General features: G+C 73.3%; 18 protein-coding genes. 9 read left to right on the plus strand and 9 right to left on the minus strand.

Translation table 11 applies throughout. The features are described from left to right. Positions 1–117 precede the first annotated feature (117 nt). The 3 genes from ACFY93_RS07115 to ACFY93_RS07125 all read right to left on the minus strand — a co-directional run bounded on the left by ACFY93_RS07115 (position 118) and on the right by ACFY93_RS07125 (position 2,809). On the minus strand, positions 118–1,458 hold the full coding sequence (locus ACFY93_RS07115) for a 6-phospho-beta-glucosidase (RefSeq protein WP_391354326.1): 1,341 nt from the start codon (positions 1,456–1,458) through the stop codon (positions 118–120). 284 nt (positions 1,459–1,742) lie between these two features. After that, positions 1,743–1,865 carry a hypothetical protein gene (locus ACFY93_RS07120; RefSeq protein ID WP_391354328.1) on the minus strand — a complete coding sequence of 41 codons (123 nt, stop codon included), beginning with the start codon at positions 1,863–1,865 and terminating at the stop codon, positions 1,743–1,745. Continuing rightward, positions 1,862–2,809, minus strand: coding sequence for a hypothetical protein (locus tag ACFY93_RS07125; RefSeq protein ID WP_391354329.1), 948 nt, complete (start codon positions 2,807–2,809; stop codon positions 1,862–1,864). Before ACFY93_RS07125 ends, ACFY93_RS07120 begins: the two co-directional genes overlap by 4 nt. 342 nt (positions 2,810–3,151) lie before the next feature. On the opposite strand from ACFY93_RS07125, the gene ACFY93_RS07130 reads away from it, so the two are divergent. From ACFY93_RS07130 to ACFY93_RS07150, 5 genes are all read left to right on the plus strand, one after another. Next, positions 3,152–4,591, plus strand: coding sequence for a carbohydrate-binding protein (locus ACFY93_RS07130; RefSeq protein ID WP_391354331.1), 1,440 nt, complete (start codon positions 3,152–3,154; stop codon positions 4,589–4,591). Positions 4,592–4,952: 361 nt separating this feature from the next. Further along, complete coding sequence (gene zwf, locus ACFY93_RS07135) at positions 4,953–6,731, plus strand: glucose-6-phosphate dehydrogenase (RefSeq protein ID WP_391354333.1); 1,779 nt, start codon at positions 4,953–4,955, stop codon at positions 6,729–6,731. Continuing rightward, on the plus strand, positions 6,728–7,663 hold the full coding sequence (gene opcA / locus ACFY93_RS07140; RefSeq protein ID WP_391354335.1) for a glucose-6-phosphate dehydrogenase assembly protein OpcA: 936 nt from the start codon (positions 6,728–6,730) through the stop codon (positions 7,661–7,663). Before zwf ends, opcA begins: the two co-directional genes overlap by 4 nt. A gap of 40 nt (positions 7,664–7,703) precedes the next feature. Then, entirely contained in the window at positions 7,704–8,582 is an 879-nt protein-coding gene (gene gnd, locus ACFY93_RS07145; RefSeq protein WP_391354336.1) for a phosphogluconate dehydrogenase (NAD(+)-dependent, decarboxylating), read from the plus strand. A 163-nt stretch (positions 8,583–8,745) separates the two neighbouring features. Beyond that, complete coding sequence (locus ACFY93_RS07150) at positions 8,746–9,201, plus strand: TerB family tellurite resistance protein (RefSeq protein ID WP_391354337.1); 456 nt, start codon at positions 8,746–8,748, stop codon at positions 9,199–9,201. A gap of 106 nt (positions 9,202–9,307) precedes the next feature. On the opposite strand, the gene ACFY93_RS07155 is transcribed toward ACFY93_RS07150, so the two are convergent. Continuing rightward, complete coding sequence (locus ACFY93_RS07155; RefSeq protein WP_391354339.1) at positions 9,308–9,742, minus strand: TIGR03618 family F420-dependent PPOX class oxidoreductase; 435 nt, start codon at positions 9,740–9,742, stop codon at positions 9,308–9,310. Between the two features lie 138 nt (positions 9,743–9,880). On the opposite strand from ACFY93_RS07155, the gene ACFY93_RS07160 reads away from it, so the two are divergent. From ACFY93_RS07160 to ACFY93_RS07170, 3 genes are read left to right on the plus strand one after another with little or no spacing between them, the layout of a single operon-like run. Continuing rightward, the gene (locus ACFY93_RS07160; RefSeq protein WP_391354340.1) at positions 9,881–10,465 is read left to right on the plus strand and encodes a WHG domain-containing protein; all 585 of its coding nucleotides are present in this window, start codon (positions 9,881–9,883) and stop codon (positions 10,463–10,465) included. Then, positions 10,462–11,898: an MFS transporter gene (locus ACFY93_RS07165; protein ID WP_391354341.1), complete on the plus strand. Its 1,437-nt coding sequence runs from the start codon at positions 10,462–10,464 to the stop codon at positions 11,896–11,898. The genes ACFY93_RS07160 and ACFY93_RS07165 overlap by 4 nt, the downstream gene beginning before the upstream one ends. A gap of 28 nt (positions 11,899–11,926) precedes the next feature. Next, the gene (locus tag ACFY93_RS07170) at positions 11,927–13,165 is read left to right on the plus strand and encodes a serine hydrolase (protein WP_391354343.1); all 1,239 of its coding nucleotides are present in this window, start codon (positions 11,927–11,929) and stop codon (positions 13,163–13,165) included. A gap of 69 nt (positions 13,166–13,234) precedes the next feature. Here ACFY93_RS07170 and ribA read toward each other — a convergent pair whose 3' ends face one another. Continuing rightward, the gene (gene ribA, locus ACFY93_RS07175) at positions 13,235–13,942 is read right to left on the minus strand and encodes a GTP cyclohydrolase II (protein WP_391354345.1); all 708 of its coding nucleotides are present in this window, start codon (positions 13,940–13,942) and stop codon (positions 13,235–13,237) included. A 38-nt stretch (positions 13,943–13,980) separates the two neighbouring features. Between ribA and ACFY93_RS07180 the strand changes: the two genes are divergently transcribed. Continuing rightward, positions 13,981–14,763, plus strand: coding sequence for a creatininase family protein (locus ACFY93_RS07180; RefSeq protein WP_391354347.1), 783 nt, complete (start codon positions 13,981–13,983; stop codon positions 14,761–14,763). Here ACFY93_RS07180 and ACFY93_RS07185 read toward each other — a convergent pair. From ACFY93_RS07185 to ACFY93_RS07200, 4 genes are all read right to left on the minus strand, one after another. Then, a complete protein-coding gene (locus tag ACFY93_RS07185) occupies positions 14,754–16,001 on the minus strand; it encodes a lysylphosphatidylglycerol synthase domain-containing protein (RefSeq protein WP_391354348.1) in 1,248 nt (415 codons plus the stop codon). The genes ACFY93_RS07180 and ACFY93_RS07185 overlap by 10 nt on opposite strands. Further along, entirely contained in the window at positions 15,998–16,966 is a 969-nt protein-coding gene (locus ACFY93_RS07190) for an SAM-dependent methyltransferase (RefSeq protein ID WP_391354349.1), read from the minus strand. The genes ACFY93_RS07185 and ACFY93_RS07190 overlap by 4 nt, the downstream gene beginning before the upstream one ends. After that, positions 16,963–18,060, minus strand: a complete 1,098-nt coding sequence (locus ACFY93_RS07195) for a glycosyltransferase (RefSeq protein WP_391354788.1) — start codon at positions 18,058–18,060, stop codon at positions 16,963–16,965. The genes ACFY93_RS07190 and ACFY93_RS07195 overlap by 4 nt, the downstream gene beginning before the upstream one ends. A 107-nt stretch (positions 18,061–18,167) precedes the next feature. After that, entirely contained in the window at positions 18,168–18,566 is a 399-nt protein-coding gene (locus tag ACFY93_RS07200) for a 6-carboxytetrahydropterin synthase (protein ID WP_391354350.1), read from the minus strand. Positions 18,567–18,640: the final 74 nt, after the last annotated feature.

Below are 18,640 nucleotides of genomic sequence, written 5' to 3' on the forward strand. Positions count from 1 at the left end.
GCACCCGGCCGCCGCGCCCCGTCCCGCGCGGGGCCTGTTCGGCGAGGGCCTGTCCCGCGCGGGGCCTGTCCGGCGGACGGCCGGGGATCCTCCGACGCCGCCCCCGCGCCCTCCGCCTCACCGGGTGAGATAGGCGAGCCCCGGGTGCGTCGCCCGGTAGCCGTCGAGGAGACGGCGGGCGACGTTGACCGAGTCCACCAGCGGGTGCAGCGCGAACGCCTTCACGGCGGTGGCACGCGACCCGGACTCGGCCGCCGACAGCACCTCGCGCTCGACGGCCTTGACCGCGCACACCAGTCCGGTGGCGTGGTCCGGCAGCGGGCCCGTGGCCACCGGGTGCGCGCCGCCCGCGTCGACGCGGCAGGGCACCTCGACGACCGCCTCCGCGTCGAGCGCCGCGAGGGTGCCCCGGTTGGGGACGTTGAGGATGAGCGTGGTGCGCTCGTCGCGGGCGATGGCCCGCATCAGGGCGAGCGCCACCTTCTCGTAACCGCCGGAGAGGTCCTCGGCCTCGCGCTCCCCGGCGCCCGCCGCCTCCCGGTTCTCCGCCATGTACGTGCTCTCCCGCTCGGCGCGGGTACGCTCCCACGCCGCGAGCGCCGGGACGTCCGGGCGCCTCACCTGCTCGTAGAACCCCGCCTGCTGGTCGCGGAGGAAGGCCCCGCGGGTCCGCTCCGCCTCCTGGTAGGCGCGGACCGTCTCCCGGTTGAAGTAGTAGTAGTGCAGGTACTCGTTGGGCACCGCGCCCAGGGACCGGAGCCAGTCCGCGCCGAAGAGCCGGCCCTCCTCGAAGGAGCCGAGCAGCACCGGGTCGGCGAGAAGGCGCGGGAGCTCGTCCCGTCCCGCGACACGCAGCCCGCGCACCCAGCCGAGGTGGTTGAGCCCGACGTAGTCGACCTCCGCCTGCGCGGGATCGGCGCCCAGGACACGGGCGATACGCCGTCCGAGCCCCACCGGCGAGTCACAGATGCCGATGACGCGGTCGCCGAGGTGCCGGGCCATGGCCTCGGTGACCAGGCCCGCCGGGTTGGTGAAGTTGATGACCCAGGCGTCGGGGGCGAGGCGGGCCGTACGCCGGGCGATGTCGGCGGCGACGGGCACCGTGCGCAGCCCGTAGGCGATACCGCCCGCGCCCACCGTCTCCTGGCCGAGGACGCCCTCGGCGAGGGCGACCCGTTCGTCCGCCGCCCGCCCTTCGAGACCGCCGACCCGGATCGCGGAGAAGACGAAGTCCGCGCCGCGCAGCGCCTCGTCGAGATCGGTGGTGACCTCCACCCCGGGTGCGTCGGGCACGGCCGCCGCCTGCTCGGCCAGGACCCGGGCGACGGCCGCCAGCCGCCCCGCGTCCAGGTCGTGCAGGACGACCCGGGTGACCCGGCCCTCGGCCCGGTCCCCGAGGAGTGCCCCGTACACGAGCGGCACCCGGAATCCGCCACCGCCGAGAATCGTCAGCTTCACGCAACTACCGCCTTCGCGGGTCCGGGGCCGCCGGCGACGGCCGACGGCCGTGAGCGGGAGCGTCGGCCCCGGTGCGGCGGCACGAGCTCCGGATCGTCGCTGCCGACGATAGTTGCCGACGGCGGGGACCGCCGACCGCGCCGGGCCGGGACGGGCTGGGCCGGTCCGGGTTGGTCCGGGCTGGGCCGGACCGGTCGGCGGGACAGGCTCGGGGCGCGCTCCTCCCCCGCGCCGCCCGGTACGCCGCGTCGGCTCCGCCCGCCCCTCCGTCCGGTGCGCCTCCGTCAGGAGCCCCCGCCGAGGCAGTCGGTGCCCGTCAGATACCGGCGGGTGACGGACCGCTGCGCCAGGTCGGCACGGAACGCGTAGCACCCCTCGGCCCACACGGTCTGGTCCAGGGCGTTCACCCGGGCCACGACGGTGACCCGGCCCGACGACCGCTCCGTACGGGCGGGGACGGCGACCGGGTCGCCGGTCGCCGGGGAACCCATCGAGTCCGTCCTCGGCAGGGCCAGGGCCCGGCGCACCTCGGCGTCGGTGAGCCGCCCGTCCGCGGCCCTGTCGTCGAGCCGGTGCTGGACCTTCCGTGCGCTCGCCTCCAGTGCGGTGCGCCGCTCGCCTCCGCGCGGGCCTCCCGTTCGCGCTGGAGCCGGTGACACCCCCCGGGCTTCAGCCGCTCGGCGGTGACGGTACGGGTACTGGTCCGGGCGCGGAACCCGTAGCAGACCCGGACTCCGGGACCGGCGTCGTCCAGCCAGGCGAGAACGGTCAGTCCGCCCTCGGTGACCTCGCTGTCCTCGACGTCGATGCCCGGTGTCGTCCAGACCGGCGCGGAACGGGCCCCGTCCGGTCCTCCGCGCTTCAGGGCGGCCCGCAGTTCGACCACCACGTCCGCGGCGACCGCCTCGGGAGCACGGCGCCGCGGCGGCGGCAGCGCCCGGCAGGTCTCCTCTGGAATGCTGTCGAACGACACGGCGCGCGAGTCGACCTCATAGCGGTAGCAGCCCGAGGCCTGGCCGCCGAACCAGCCGCCGCCGGCCTCCCGGAACGACACGGTGAGCGTGATGTGCCGCCCCCGGCCGCGCACGTCGGCGGCCGACCGCTTCCACTGGCCGCCGGCCGCCCGGTCGATCTCCGTGTCGAGCAGCCTGCCGTCCGCCGCTCCCCGGGCCAGTTCGTCCCGGGTGTGCCGCGCGTGCTCCCTCACCTGGTCCCGCATCCGGTCATCGGCCCGCCCCTCGCCGGTCCGCAACGACACCGTCACACTCACGATCACACCCACGACAAGGACGAGCGCCGACACCATGACGGCCAGAAAGCCCTTCAGCAGACATCCCCCGCGTTGCGCCATGCCCGCAGGCTCCCCCGAGCCCGCACCCTCCAGCGGCCCCGTGTCCGACACGTGATCGAACAGCCTTCCGGGCGAGACAGCCGGCGCCTGCGCGTCTTCACGGGGTGAACTCCCGGACCACGCAAGGAGTTTCTCGGTTTTACCTCTTGACGGCGGAGGTGACGGGGAGCACATTGTCCGGCGCGACATTCTTGAGAGCGCTCTCACCATGCAGTCGAATCACCGTCCCGGCCCAGCCGGAACGCAGGCAGGACGCAGACGGACCCATGCGGAACGCAGGCGAACGGCGCTCGGAGTGCCGCACAACTCCCCGCACCCCCACACCCGTACCGAGAGGCCCCCATGAGTGAAACTTCCGGCACACCGGTCAGACGCGGCAGGACCCGTGGCGTCACCGGCCGCGGTCCCCTGCGGCGCGCCCTGCTCGCCGTCACCGCCACGCTGGCGGTGACGGCGGTCGCGGCCGCGGCCGCGACCCTGCCCGCCAACGCCTCCGCGCCCACGCCGCCCTCCGGCTGGTCGCAGGTGTTCGTCGACGACTTCAACGGCGCCTCGGGCTCCGGCGTCAACACCTCCAACTGGCAGTACACGACGGGCACCAGCTACCCGGGCGGGCCCGGAGGCTTCGGCACCGGCGAGGTCGAGACGATGACCTCCAGCACCGACAACGTCTCGCTCGACGGCTCCGGGAACCTGCGGATCACACCGCGCCGCGACGCCTCCGGGCACTGGACGTCGGGCCGCATCGAGACCCGGCGCACCGACTTCCAGCCGCCGGCCGGCGGCAAACTCCGCGTCGAGGCCCGGCTCCAGATGCCGAACGTCACGGGTGCCGCCGCCAAGGGCTACTGGCCCGCCTTCTGGATGCTCGGCGCGCCCTTCCGCGGCAACTACTGGAACTGGCCCGGCATCGGCGAACTGGACATCATGGAGAACGTCCAGGGGCTCAACACCGAGTGGGCCACCATGCACTGCGGGACCTCCCCCGGCGGCCCGTGCAACGAGACCTCGGGCATCGGCGGCTCCAAGGCCTGTGCGGGCGCCACCTGCCAGGCGGGCTTCCACACGTACGCCGTGGAGTGGGACACGTCCACCAGCGTCGAGGAGATGCGCTTCTACCTCGACGGCGTCAACTTCCACACCGTGCGCGAGAACCAGGTGGACGCGACCACCTGGGCCAACGCCACGAACCACGGCTACTTCATCATCCTCAACGTGGCGATGGGCGGCGGCTTCCCCGACGCGTTCGGCGGCGGCCCCGACAGCGGGACCGAGCCGGGCCACCCGCTGGTCGTGGACTACGTCCAGGTCCTCCAGTCCGGCGGCGGGGGCGACGACGGCGGCGGCACCACTCCCCCGCCGACCGGCAACCGTGACGCCTACAGCGCGATCCAGGCGGAGTCCTACGACGGTCAGGGCGGCGTGATCGCCGAGACCACCTCGGACTCCGGCGGCGGCCAGAACCTCGGCTCGCTCGCCAACGGCGACTGGGCGCTCTACAAGGGCGTGAACTTCGGCTCGACGGCGGCCCACCAGTTCGTCGGCCGGGTCGCCAGCGGCGCGGGGTCGGGCATCAGCGGCCTGGTCGAGGTGCGCCTCGACAGCCGTACCAGCACCCCCGTCGGCAGCTTCGCGGTGGGCAACACGGGCGGCTGGCAGAGCTGGCGGTCGATCCCGGCGAACATCAGCGCGGTCACCGGCACCCATGACGTCTATCTGACCTTCACCAGCGGCCAGCCGTCGGACTTCGTCAACGTCAACTGGTTCGACTTCGGGCACTGATCCGGCACGAGGACACGGGCCGGGAGAGCCCGTGCGAGACGAGGGGGCGGGCCGCGCGGCCCGCCCCCTCGGCGCGTCCCCTCCCGGAGCGGCCGGACGGGAGCGGGCGTGCCGCATGGCCGGGGTGGTCTCGTGGTACCCGGGAACACGACGGAGACGGTGGTCGTGGCGCACCGGCGTGGGCACCTTCCACGATTAAAGTCCGACTTTTAGACTTGAAGGCGTCTGATGCCTCCCCGCTCCGATCGGGGATCCGTGGATCAGCGAGGTACGCCTCGCCGTCCGTGGAGTGGTGCGAGGAGCAGCGGGCCGACCCGGAGGCCGTCCCGGGCTCGCTCGACAGCAAGGGAGTTGAGGGCAGATGAGTGACAGCAGCACACGTCCCGGCAGCGATGCGGGCACCGGGAACGACACGGAGGGGGACGGTGAGACGAAGGGCGCGCGGAAGCCGGGGGCGCGGAAGCCCTCCGACGCCGCGAGCGGCTCCGGGGCCGCCGAGGACACGGGTGCCGCGACCGGGCCCGGTTCCGCCGAGCGGCCTCGTGCCGCGGGACGGTCCCGTGCCGCCGGCAAGGCGCAGGCCGTCACGCCCCCGCGTCCGGGTGCCGCCGCTCCGCTCGACTGGGAGAACCCGCTGCGCGACCCCCGCGACCGCCGGCTTCCCCGCATCGCCGGCCCCTCGGGTCTCGTCATCTTCGGCGTCACCGGCGACCTGTCGCGCAAGAAACTGATGCCCGCCGTCTACGACCTGGCCAATCGCGGTCTGCTGCCGCCGGGCTTCTCGCTGCTCGGCTTCGCCCGCCGGGAGTGGGAGGACCAGGACTTCGCCGAGGTGGTGCACGCCGCCGTGCGTGAGCACTCCCGTACGGAGTTCCGCGAGGAGGTCTGGCAGCAGCTCGCCGACGGGATGCGGTTCGTCCCGGGTGACTTCGACGACGACTCCGCGTTCGAACAACTGCGGGCGTCGGTCGACGAGTTGGACGCCTCGCGCGGTACGAGCGGCAATTACGCCTTCTACCTGTCCGTACCGCCGAAGTTCTTCCCGAAGGTCGTGCGGCAGCTCAAGAGGCACGGGCTCGCGGACGCCCCGGAGGGTTCCTGGCGGCGCGCGGTCATCGAGAAGCCGTTCGGCCACGATCTGGACAGCGCGTGCGAGCTGAACGAGATCGTGCACGACGTGTTCGCCCCGGACCAGGTCTTCCGGATCGACCACTACCTCGGCAAGGAGACCGTTCAGAACATCCTGGCGCTGCGCTTCGCCAACCAGATGTACGAGCCGGTCTGGAACCGGTCGTTCGTCGACCATGTGCAGATCACCATGGCCGAGGACATCGGCATCGGCGGCCGCGCCGGCTACTACGACGGCATCGGCTCCGCCCGCGACGTCATCCAGAACCACCTGCTGCAGCTGATGGCGCTCACCGCCATGGAGGAGCCCGCCGCCTTCGACGCCGAGTCGCTGCTGACGGAGAAGCTGAAGGTCCTCAAGGCGGTCCGGCTGCCGGACGACCTGGGCAGGCACACCGTGCGCGGTCAGTACGGACCGAGCTGGCAGGGCGGCGAGAAGGTACGCGGCTACCTCCAGGAGGACGGCATCGACCCGGCGTCCACGACCGACACGTACGCGGCCGTCAAGCTGGGCATCGACAACCGCCGCTGGGCGGGCGTCCCCTTCTACCTGCGCACCGGCAAGCGGCTCGGCCGCCGCGTCACCGAGATCGCCGTCGTCTTCCAGCGCGCGCCCCACTCCCCCTTCGACCACACCTCGACCGAGGAGCTGGGCGCGAACGCCATCGTGATCCGGGTCCAGCCCGACGAGGGCATGACCGTGCGCTTCGGTTCGAAGGTGCCCGGTACGTCGATGGAGATCCGGGACGTCACCATGGACTTCGCGTACGGCGAGTCCTTCACCCAGTCCAGCCCGGAGGCGTACGAGCGTCTCATCCTGGACGTCCTGCTCGGTGACGCCAACCTCTTCCCGCGCACCGAGGAGGTCGAGGAGTCCTGGAAGATCCTCGACCCGATCGAGGGGTACTGGGAGAAGCACGGCAGGCCGGCGCAGTACGCCTCGGGCACCTGGGGCCCCGGGGAAGCCGACGAGATGCTCGCACGAGACGGACGGAGCTGGCGCAGGCCATGAAGATCGACCTGACCGACACGACGGCAAGCAGGATCAACAAGGCGCTCGTGCGCGGGCGCCGCGCCATCGGCACCCCGGCCGTGGGCATGGTGCTGACGATGGTCATCGTGACCGACGAGGAGAACGCCTACGACTCGTTGAAGGCGGCCGAGGAGGCTTCGCGGGAGCACCCCTCGCGGACCCTGGTGGTCATCAAGCGGCACCCCCGCACGCCCAGGGAGCGCACGGCCTCCCGGCTCGACGCGGAGGTACGGGTCGGCTCGGAGGCGGGCACCGGCGAGACGGTGGTCCTGAGGACGTACGGCGAGGTCTCCGACCACGCCGACTCCGTGGTCCTGCCGCTGCTGCTGCCGGACGCCCCGGTCGTCGTCTGGTGGCCGGTGGACGCCCCCGAGCATCCGGCCAAGGACCCGCTGGGCGCCCTCGCGCAGCGCCGGATCACCGACATGTACGCGGTCGAGGCCCCGCTGGGCGCCCTGGAGGCCCGCGTCTCCTCGTACGCGCCCGGGGACACCGACCTCGCGTGGACGCGGCTGACGCCGTGGCGTTCGATGCTGGCGGCGGCGCTCGACCAGGCGCGGACGGCGATCACCTCGGCCGCCGTGGAGAGCGAGGCCGAGAACCCGAGCGCGGAGCTGCTGGCCCGCTGGCTCGGCGCCCGCCTCGGCGTCACGGTCGAGCGGATCGTCACCGCGGGGCCGGTCGTGACGGCCGTCCGCCTCGGCACCGCCGACGGCGAGATCGTCATCGACCGCCCCGAGGGCCCGCTGGCCACCCTGTCGCTGCCCGGCCAGCCCTCGCGGACCCTCGCGCTGAAGGTGCGCAGCACCGCCGAGCTGATCGCCGAGGAGCTGCGCCGCCTGGACGCGGACGAGATGTACGCCGTCGCCCTGTACGGGGACGGCGGCGGGGACGCCGCCGCCCGCGCCTGACCCTTTTTCGCTCACCGCACTCCGTGAAAGAAGTGATGACATGCAGCTCGGTCTGATCGGCCTCGGCAAGATGGGCGGCAACATGCGCGACCGCCTCCGTGGCGCCGGCCACACCGTCATCGGTTACGACCGCGACCCCGGCCTGTCCGACGTGTCGAGCCTGGCCGACCTGGTCGAGAAGCTCGAAGCCCCCCGTGTGGTCTGGGTGATGGTCCCGGCCGGCGGGCCGACCCAGTCCGTCATCGACGAGCTGGGCGGCCTCCTGGCCTCCGGCGACACCGTGGTGGACGGCGGGAACTCCCGCTGGACGGACGACGAGAAGCACGCGGCGGAGCTGGGTGCCAAGGGCATCGGCTTCGTCGACTGCGGTGTCTCCGGCGGTGTCTGGGGCCTGCGGAACGGCTACGCGCTCATGGCGGGCGGCGCCGCCGAGGACATCGCCAAGGTGCGGCCCGTCTTCGACGCCCTCAAGCCCGAAGGTGACTTCGGCTTCGTGCACGCGGGCAAGGCGGGCGCCGGCCACTTCTCGAAGATGGTCCACAACGGCATCGAGTACGCCATGATGCAGGCGTACGCCGAGGGCTGGGAGCTCCTCGAGTCGGTGGACTCGGTGACCGACGTCCGTGAGGTCTTCCGGTCCTGGCAGGAGGGCACGGTCATCCGTTCCTGGCTGCTCGACCTGGCGGTCAACGCCCTGGACGACGACGAGCACCTCGACAAGCTGCGGGGGTACGCGCAGGACTCCGGGGAGGGCCGCTGGACGGTCGAGGCGGCCATCGACAACGCGGTGCCGCTGCCCGCGATCACGGCGTCGCTGTTCGCCCGGTTCGCCTCGCGGCAGGACGACTCGCCGCAGATGAAGATGATCGCGGCGCTGCGCAACCAGTTCGGCGGCCACGCGGTCGAGTCGGCGAAGTAGCGGGGCGCCGGCCCTCCGGAGCCTCCGGGACCCGCGCGGACCCCGGAGACCGCACAGGACCCACGGGACCCCGGGGCCGTGTGCGGTCCCGCGGGAACTTCCGGGCCCGGCCGTCAGTTCTCACTCAAGATCCACGACTTACGACAGATGGAGTTGGAACCTCATGGCCCTGTGGGACCGCATCAAGGAGTCCGCGTCGACGATGCAGACCCAGCTCGAGGCGAAGAAGAACGACCTGAAGAGCGGCGCCTTCCGTGACGCGAGCATGGCGATGTGCGCGCTCGTCGCCGCCGCCGACGGGTCGATCGACCCGTCGGAGCGTCAGCGTGTGGCCCAGCTCATCGCCACGAACGAGGTGCTGCAGAACTTCCCCGCCGCAGACCTCCAGCGGCGTTTCGACGACAACCTGAACAAGCTGACCGCCGACTTCGCCTTCGGCAAGGTCAGCGTGCTGCAGGAGATCGCCAAGGCGAAGAAGAAGCCCGCGGAGGCGCGTGCCGTGGTCCAGATCGGCATTGTCATCGGCGGCGCCGACGGCGACTTCGACAAGACGGAGCAGGCCGTGGTCCGCGAGGCCTGCTTCGCCCTCGACCTGCCGCCGTACGAGTTCGACCTCTGATCCCGCGCGGCCTCGTGCCGCACGGTGCCGCTCGGACGCGGGGACGGGCGGCACAAGCCCGTCCCCGCGACGCGTTCGCGGACCCGCTCCGGGCCGGACGGAGGCGTCAGCGCGCGGCGGGGATGCCGTACGCGCGCTCCCCCCGCAGGCGCAGGACCAGGCGGTGGTCGCGGACCATGGCCGCCCGGTAGTCGTCCCAGTCGGGATGCTCCCCCTGGACGTCCCGGTAGAGCCGGACGAGTTCCTCGACCGTCTCGTCGTGCGGGTCCCGGGCGACGGGCGTGAGGTCGGCCGTGCCCTCCACGACGGTGTACGCCCACCGGTCGGCGCTGGTCACGTGGTACGAGGCCCGGGCGTCCCGGCGCAGGTTGCGGGTCTTGGCGCGGTCGTCGGTGAGGGAGATCCGTACGGTCCGCTCGTCGGGGTAGTAGGCGTGGTTCACGTTGGACAGCTGGGGCCTGCCGTCCCGTTTGAGCGTCACGAGCACTCCGCCGTCGTACTCGGAGAGCAGCTGCAGCAAGGCGCTTTCGTCCTGAGTCATGAACGACGGTAACGCCACCGCCCGCGGCCGCATTCCAGGCACGCCCCTCCCCCGCCTCGCCATTCGGCCACCCCTCTCCTTCCTGGACAGCCCCATAGCTGGTAGACAGCGTCTACCCACTGCTGGTAGACACTGTCTATGACTGAGCACGAGCAGCAGGAGACAGGACTGCGGGACCGTCTGGTGGAGACCGGCGTGGAGCTGGTGGCCGCCGAAGGGGTGCAGGCTCTGTCCCTGCGCGAGATCGCACGCCGGGCCGGTGTCTCGCACGGCGCCCCCCGCCGCTACTTCCCGACCCACCTGGAGCTGCTCTCCGCCATCGCGCGCCGCGGCTTCGCGGACCTGGCCGCCAGGGGCGAGGCGGCGGTCGGCGACGGCACCGCGAGCCCCCGTGCCCAGCTCACGGCGCTGTCCCGCGCCTATCTGGACTTCGCCCTCGGCAACCGGGGCATGCACGAGCTGATGTTCCGGCACGACCTGCTGGAGAGCGGCACCCTGGGGCTGCGGGAGGCGAGCCTGCCGCTCTCCGGGACCCTGGTGGACCTGGTCGGCCGGGCCCGGCCGGAGGCCGACGCGCGGATCGTCGCGGGCGCGCTCCTGGCCAACCTGTACGGGATCGCCCAGCTGTGGGTTTGGGGCTCCCTCCCGCTCACCACGGGCGCCGACGACTTCGTACCCCTGCTGGACGCCGCACTCGACGCGCACCTGGGGCGGGAGCGATGACGGGGGCCGCCGCGCACCGCCGCGTGACGCTGGCGAGCAGCGTGGTGGGAGCCGTGATCGTGGCCCTGGACGGCACCGTACTGGCCATCACGCAGCCCACGCTGCAACGGGATCTGCACGCCGGCTTCGCGCAGGTGCAGTGGACCAGTACGGGCTATCTGATCGCGGTGGCGAGCCTGCTCGTCTTCGCGGGCAGACTCGGCGACCGGTACGGGCACCAGCGGATCTTCGCGATCGGCATCCTGGGGTTCGGTGCGGCGTCGGCTGGCATCGGGCTGGCGCCCGATGTCGGCTGGGTCGTCGGACTGCGGGTCGTGCAGGGGGTGTTCGGAGCGCTGCTGCAGCCGGCCACGCTCGGGATGCTGCGGGCCGCGTATCCGCCGGACCGGCTCGGCATGCCGATCGCGCTGCGCACCAGCGCCATCGGCCTGGCGGCGGCCGCCGGGCCCCTGGTCGGCGGCGTCCTGGTGTCCCAGCTGGGCTGGCGCGCGGTGTTCTTCCTCAACGTGGTGCCCGCGCTCGCCATGGGCGTGCTCGCCCTCGCCGTCCGGCGACGGCCGGAGCGGGGAGACGCCCCGGTCGCTCCGCCCCGCGCGCCCGGTGCCGCGCCGCTCGACCTGCCCGGCGCCTGTCTGCTCGCGACGGCCCTGGTGTTCCTGGTGCACACGCTCGTCGGCATACCCGAGGACGGCTGGACGGCCGGGACGGTGCTCGGGCTGGTGGCGACCGCGGTCACGGCGACGGCGTTCGCGCGCCACGAGCGGCGCGCGGCGAGCCCGCTGGTCCCGGCGGCCGTACTCGGGTCGGCGGCCGTCGGGTCGGCGCTGACGGTCCTGGTCGTCGCGTCGGCGGCGATGATGGGCACGCTGTTCGCCGGCACGTATCTCCTGCAGGACGTCATCGGCCTGGACGCGCTCGGGACGGGGCTGAGGGCGCTGCCCGGCCCCGTGGCGATGGTCCCGGCCGCTCCGGCCGCCGCGGTCCTCCTGCGCCGCCAGGGCCCGCGCCGCACGACCCTCGGGGGAATCGTCCTCCTCGCCGCAGGCGTGCTGATCCTCTCCCGGCTCGGCCCGGCGTCGGCGGACGCGTCGATCGGCGGCGGTTTCCTGCTGCTGGGAGCCGGTTTCGGCACCGTGATGGTGACCGCGACGGCCGTCGTCGTCCGGCAGGCGCCCGCGGAGGCGGCCGGGGTCGCGGGCGGGCTCCAGCAGACGGCGATGAACGTGGGGCCGGTGCTCGGAGTCGCGGCGGCGACCACCCTCATGTCGTCGGGAAGCGGTGTCGCGACGGGCCCGGCGCTCACCGTCCTCGCGGCGCTGGCCGCGGCCGGGGCCCTGCCGGCCGCGCGGCTCCCGGGCCGCCGGGCCACCGGGGCGGACGGCGGCGGGCGGGCCCCGGCGGCGGGCGGTTCCGGGGCCCGCACGGCATCCTGAGGGCGGGCCCCACGGCGGGAGGAGCGCGATGGCACAGCTGCGGCAGGAGACGGAGCCCGGCGAGGCCGGACTCGACCCGGGGGTGCTGAGCCGCCTCGACGAGCACCTCACCCGGCTGGTCGACACCGGCCGCCTGCCCGGCTACCTGGTCTCCGTGGCCCGCCACGGCCGCGTCGCCCACCTCACCACGTACGGCTTCCGCGACCGTGAGGCCCGGCTGCCCGTGGAGACGGACACCGTGTGGCGGATCCACTCGATGACCAAGCCGGTGGTGTCCGTCGCCGCGCTGATGCTGTGGGAGGAGGGACGCCTCCGGCTCACCGACCCGCTGTCCCGCCATCTCCCCGCCTTCGCCGCCCCGCGGGTCTTCGTCAGCGGGAGCGGCGAGGAGATGGTCACCCGTCCCGCGGCGGGCCCCCTCCTCGTCCGCCATCTCCTGACCCACACCGCCGGACTGACCTACGGCTTCTACGAGTCCCACCCCGTCGACGCGCTCTACCGTGCCGCCGGCGTGGAGTCCGCCGGGCCTCCGGGGGCGGACCTGGCCGAGAGCTGCGACGTCTACGCCCGTCTGCCGCTCCAGTTCGACCCGGGCACGCAGTGGAACTACTCGGTCGCCACCAACGTCCTCGGCCGTCTGGTCGAGGTCGTCTCCGGCCGTTCCCTCGACGTGTTCCTCGCCGAGCGGATCCTCGGACCGCTCGGCATGGAGGACACCGGCTTCCAGGTGACGGCCGGGCAGGCGGGACGGCTCGCCACGATGTACGCGGACGACGGCCGGGGAGGGATCAGGCCGGTCGCCGGACTCCCCGTTCACGAGCGTCCGCGCTTCCTGTCGGGAGGCGGAGGCCTGGTGGCCACCGCCCACGACTACCACCGCTTCATGGAACTGCTGCGCGGCCGGGGCGAACTCGACGGGGTGCGGCTGCTGCGCCCCGAAACGGTGGACACGATGACCTCCAACCACCTCCCGGGCGGCACCGACCTGTACACCTTCGGCAGCCCCGTCCACCGGCTGCCGGACAACACCGGCGTCGGTTTCGGCCTCGGAGTCTCCGTCGTCACCGACCCGGGGATCACCCGCTCACCGACCGTCCGGGGCAGCTACGGCTGGAGCGGGGCGGGCAGCACGACCTTCTGGATCACTCCGCGCCAGGACCTCACGGTGCAGTTCCTGACGCAACTGCGCCCGAACCCGGCGACGTCCGTCATCGAGGACGTACGGCGGCTGGCCCACGGAGCCGTGGCGGCGGACCGGCCGCACTGAGCACACGCGGCGGACCGGACGCGCTGAGCGCACGTCGTGGACCGGCCGGGCGGACGCGCCGGGCACGGCCTAGTCCTCGACGGCGGCCGTCCGTGCGGGGCCCGCGAGGACGACCTGCGGCCAGGCACCGCCGTCCAGGTGGGGAAGGTAGTGGTCGAGGCGTTCCCGCTTGGTCAGAAGGTAGGTGAGGTTCTCCTCGCACGGGGCGATGAGCAGGGGCACCTGTTCGGCGACCTCGATGCCGTGGCGCAGCAGCGACTCGCGTTTGCGCGGATTGTTGGACAGCAGGCGTACGGACTTCACGCCGAGGTCGTGCAGCATCTCCGCCGCCACCCGGTAGTCGCGGGCGTCCACCGGGAGTCCCTGGACGAGGTTGGCCTCGACCGTGTCCAGTCCCTCCGCCTGGAGCTTCATGGCCCGCAGCTTCGCGAGCAGGCCGATGCCCCGGCCCTCGTGGCCCCGCAGATAGACGAGGACGCCCCGGCCTTCCGCCGCGATCGCCCGCAGCGCCGCCGCGAGTTGCTCTCCGCATTCGCAGTGCGTGGAGCCGAAGGCGTCTCCGGTGAGGCACTCCGAATGCAGCCGGGCGAGAATGTCGCCCTCGCCCAGGGTGTCCAAGGCGCCGTACACCAGCACCACTTGTTCCTCGCCACGGTCGTGGTCGAGATATCCGACGGCATGGAAATCGCCGTACACGGTGGGCAGGGGGGCTATCACGATCCGTTCCACGCCCGTGAATCGGTCATTCCCGCCGAGTGCGCCAAGGTTGTCTGTCATGATCTGGTTCCTAAGCAGAGTCGAAAGGCCGTGAGAACATGAGTGGTTCGGGAACGCAGCCGACGGTATCCGGTCTGTTGCCGGTCGACACCACGGAGGACGTACGCGTGCGCGGCGCCGGGGTGTCACGACAGGTCGCCGTGCTTCCGGTCGGCAGTTTCGAGCAGCACGGTCCCTTTCTTCCGTTGGCGACCGACACGCTGATCGCCTGTGCCGTCGCCCGGGAGGTCGCGGCCGCGTATCCGGTGCACCTCCTCCCTCCGGTGACCATCGCCTGCTCGCACGAGCACGCGGACTGGCCGGGGACCGTCAGCATCTCCTCCGTCACCCTCCACGCGGTGGTACGGGATATAGCGGAATCGCTCCGCCGGTCGGGCGTCGACGCACTGGTACTGGTCAACGGCCACGGCGGAAACTACGTACTGGGGAACGTCGTTCAGGAATCCGGCGGCAGTGGTACGCGCATGGCGCTCTTTCCCGCCGCCGAGGACTGGGAGGCGGCACGGGAGAAGGCAGGCGTGCGGACCAGCCTGCTGAGCGATATGCACGCGGGGGAAATCGAGACCTCCATTCTTCTGCACACCCATCCCGAATTGGTCCGGCCCGGCTACGAATCCTCCGATTTCCTCGCCGACGACCGCCGTCATCTCCTCACCCTCGGTATGGCCGCGTACACGGATTCCGGTGTGATAGGCCGTCCTTCGCTGGCCTCGGCGGAGAAGGGGAAAGAGCTTCTGGCGGGGCTGGTCGCTTCCTTCGGAGCGTATGTCTCGCTGCTCACATCGGAGAAGGGGACAGCGGGCGGGGAGCATCACTCCTGACATGAGGTCACGGGCACGAGCGGTGGCGTCAGGGGTGACACCGTTCGCGTGGGCGTGAGGCGGCGGGGCGGGGGCGAGCGGGAGAACCGGGGCTCGCCGCCCTCGGACACCGGCACGGCTCCGAGTACGGGTACGGATTCGGGTTCGGGTACGGGTACGGATGCGGGTACGGATGCGGGTACGGGTGACGGGCCGGTGTCCGTGACGGCGGACGCGCCGGCCCGCTCCGCTCGCGGTGGCCGCAGCCCGGCGTACCAGCGGACGATCAGCACGGCGGCGCCCGGCAGGCAGGCCGCGAGGCTCAGCACCCCGTAGACGACGGCGACCGTCAGCCCCATGCCGGCGCCGAGTCCCGCCGCTCCGAACGCCCACGCGGTGACGCCTTCCCTGGGGCCCCAGCCGCCGACGTTGAGGGGCAGCCCCATGGCGATGAGCGCGAGCAGGGCGAGCGGCGTCAGCTCGGCCGGTGACGCGGCCGACCCCGCCGCCCGTGCGGCGAGCAGGAACATCGCCACATGCCCCGCCAGCACCACCAGCGAGGAGAGCAGCACACCGGGCCAGCTGCCTCGCGCGAGCAGCACGCCGCGCGCCTCGGTGAGCAGGGCGCGCACGGCTCGTGCGGCACGCCCGGCGCGGACCGCTCCGCCTCGGGGAGCCGTCCTGGGCTCCCCGGGCGACCCGGGCGCCACGGGGGTCCTGGATGTCCTCAGCCTGCGGGTCGCGCCCGCGGTCACGGCCGCGCAGACCGAGACGACGGCCAGGAGGAGGACCGCGTGCCTGGTCCGGGTGAGGACCGGGGACGGCCGGGTGAGCAGGATCGTCACACCGACCACCGCCAGCACCACCTGGCCGGCGGTCCGTTCGAGCACCACCGCGCGGACGCCCCGGCCGACGTCGCCGGTGCTCTGCCCGTGCCGTACGGCCCGGTGCACGTCACCGAGGACGCCGCCTGGCAGCGCGGCGTTCAGGAAGAGGGCGCGGTAGTAGTCGGCGACGGCCGTGCCGAGCGGCAGCCGGATGCCCAGGCCCCGCGCCACGAGGCACCAGCGCCAGGCGCTGAACACCGTGGTGAGCAGGCCGAGTCCGAGCGCCGCGAGGAGGGCGGGGGTGTCGGCCCTCCGCAGTCCGTCGAGGAAGACGCCGGTGCCGAGCCGCCAGAGCAGGACGCCGAGGATGGCCGCGCCGGCGAGCGTGCCGAGGTGGGCGCGCAGGGCCACCGCCCCCGTCGGCGGCTTCACGACGTGCTCCCCGCCGGTCCGGGCAACGCCAGCAGGTCGCTGTGGTGGACGGTCACATCCAGCTCGCCCGCCGCGCACGCCGTCAGCCGGTCACGGAGATACGCCTCGGCGCGCGGCGCCAGCCCGGGCCGCTCCTCGCACGCCGCCGCGACCCAGCCCCGCAGCCACTCCCCCGCGAGTTCCGCGTCCTCGGGGCCGAGCCGCCAGGCGCTCGGCCGTACCCGCACGGTCGCGCCGTGCCGGCCGAAGGCGTCGCAGGCCGCGCTGAGGGCGTCCGGGCCGAGCAGGTCACCGCGCCGCTGGTGGGCGTTGAACGCCTCGGCGATCTCGGCGTCCAGCGGATCGGCCGGGGCCAGCTCGACCCGTCCCACGACGGACAGCGTCAGCAGGGCCGGACAGCCGGCGCCCGCGCAGGCCGCGGCGAGCGTGTCGATCTCGTCCTGGGTGAGGACGTCGAGCAGGGCGGAGGCCGTCACCAGCGAGGCCCCGGCCAGCGCGTCCGCGGTCAGCCGCCCGAGGTCGCCTCGCTGCGTGGTCACCGTGACCCGGCTCCCGTCGGCGGCGGCGCGGGGCGCGCCCGCCGTGGCGAAGTGCAGCAGATACGGGTCGCGGTCGTGCATGACCCAGTGCTGGGCGCCGTCGAGACGCGGGGCGAGCCAGCGGCCCATCGAACCGGTGCCGCAGCCGAGGTCGTGGATCACCAGGCCCTTGGCGCGCCCCGGCAGGTTCGTCAGCCGGACGCGCAGCGGGTCGAGGAGTTCGCGGGCGCGGGCGGAGGCGTCGGCGCTCTCGCGCAGTTCGAGCCAGCGCGGCGCGTAACGGGGGACGTCGCCCGCGTCGGCGTCGGGCCCGGAGCCGTCGGCCGCCGCCGTTCCTCCACCGGCGCCGGGCAGGGGGCCCTCCGCTTCCTGGCCGGGAACACCCGGCGGGCGCGCCGCCCCGGCCTTCCTCGTCCTCGTACTCACGCCGCCCTCCGGGGCTCGTGCCGCAACCGGCCCAGCACGCCCGCCAGGCTGCGGGCCGTCGTCGCCCAGCCGTCCAGCGCGGCCCGGCGTCCACGGGCGGCCGCCTTGAGACGGCGGCGCACGTCTGCCTCACCGAACCAGCCGCGTAGTTCGGCGGCGAGCGCGGCCGGGTCCTCCGGGGGCACGAGGATGCCCGGGACGCCGCCGTCGGGGGCGCGTCCGACGGCCTCGGGGAGCCCGCCGACGTCCGTCGCGAGGACGGGGATGCCGCGCGCGAGCGCCTCGGTGACCGCCATGCCGTACGTCTCCGCGTACGAGGTGAGCACCATCAGGTCGGCCGCGGCGTAGCTGGCGTCGAGTTCGGCTCCCGCCTGCGGTCCGGCCAGGCTCAGCCGGTCCTCGAGGCCCCGTTTCCGGATCAGGGCGCGCAGTCCGGCGACGTACCGCGGGTCCTGTCCGAGGCCGCCGACGCAGAGGCAGGTCCAGGGCAGGTCGGTGACCGCCGCGAGGGCTTCGACGAGGCGGTGCTGGCCCTTGCGCGGGGTCACGGCCGCCACGCACAGCAGCCGGGAGACTCCGTCGGTGCCGGGGGCGAGGGGGGCGATGTCGGCGCCGGGGGTGGCGATGTGGACCCGGTCGGGTGCGAGTCCGTGGTGGGAGACGAGCCTGCGGGCGGCCCAGTCGCTGGTGGCGACGACGGCGGACACGGCCCGCAGGGTCGTCCGCTCCAGCGCGTCCAGCTCGGTGGCCACGGAGGGCTCCAGGCCCGTCTCGTCGCCGAGCGGCAGATGGACCAGTACGGCCAGGCAGAGCCGTTCGGCCTCGGGGACGACGACCTCGGGGACGCCGCAGGCGACGAGTCCGTCGAGCAGGACGACCGCGCCGTCCGGGAGTTCGCTCAGCGTACGGGCGAGGTCGGAGCGGGCGGCGGGGCCGGGGCGGGGCCAGTCACCGGCGAGGGCGTGCCGCTGGACCTGCCAGCCGAAGCCGGGCAGGTCGAGGCAGAGGCGGCGGTCGTAGGCGTTGCCGCCGCTCGGCGCGGTGGGGTCGTCGACCCCGCCGGGCATGACGAAGTGCACGGAGCGCAGAGACATCGGGATGATCTCCACGGGGTGGGTGGGGACGGGGGTGCGGTGCGCCCGGCCGGCGGCCGGCCCGGGCGTGCGGAGGGCGTCGCCGGGGCTCACGGTGCTCATGGGGTTCACAGCTCACGCTCGTAACTCGCCCAGGCGATGTGCGACTCGTGCAGGGTGACCGTGATGCCCGTCAGACCGCGCGCGCCCTCGCCCAGCGCTCCGGCGTGCACGCGGTCGGCGAGGCGGTCGGCGACGACCTTGGCCAGGAACTCCGTCGAGGTGTTGGTTCCGGCGAACGCGGGCTCGTTGTCGAGGTTGCGGTAGTTCAACTCGCTCACCACGGCTCCGAGTTCCTGCGTGGCCAGGCCGATGTCGACGACGATGTTGTCGTCGTCGAGCTCGCGTCGGCGGAAGGTGGCGTCCACCAGGAACGTCGCTCCGTGCAGGCGCTGGGCGGGCCCGAAGACCTCGCCGCGGAAGCTGTGGGCGACCATCAGGTGATCGCGGACGGTGATGCTGAACAACGGACGACCCTCCAGGTGCGGTGCGTCTGATCCCCTGCCGGGGTACCTCTGATCCCCTTCCGGGGCATGCCGTG

The organism is Streptomyces sp. NPDC008313, assembly GCF_042956125.1.
Classification (GTDB): Bacteria; Actinomycetota; Actinomycetes; order Streptomycetales; family Streptomycetaceae; genus Streptomyces.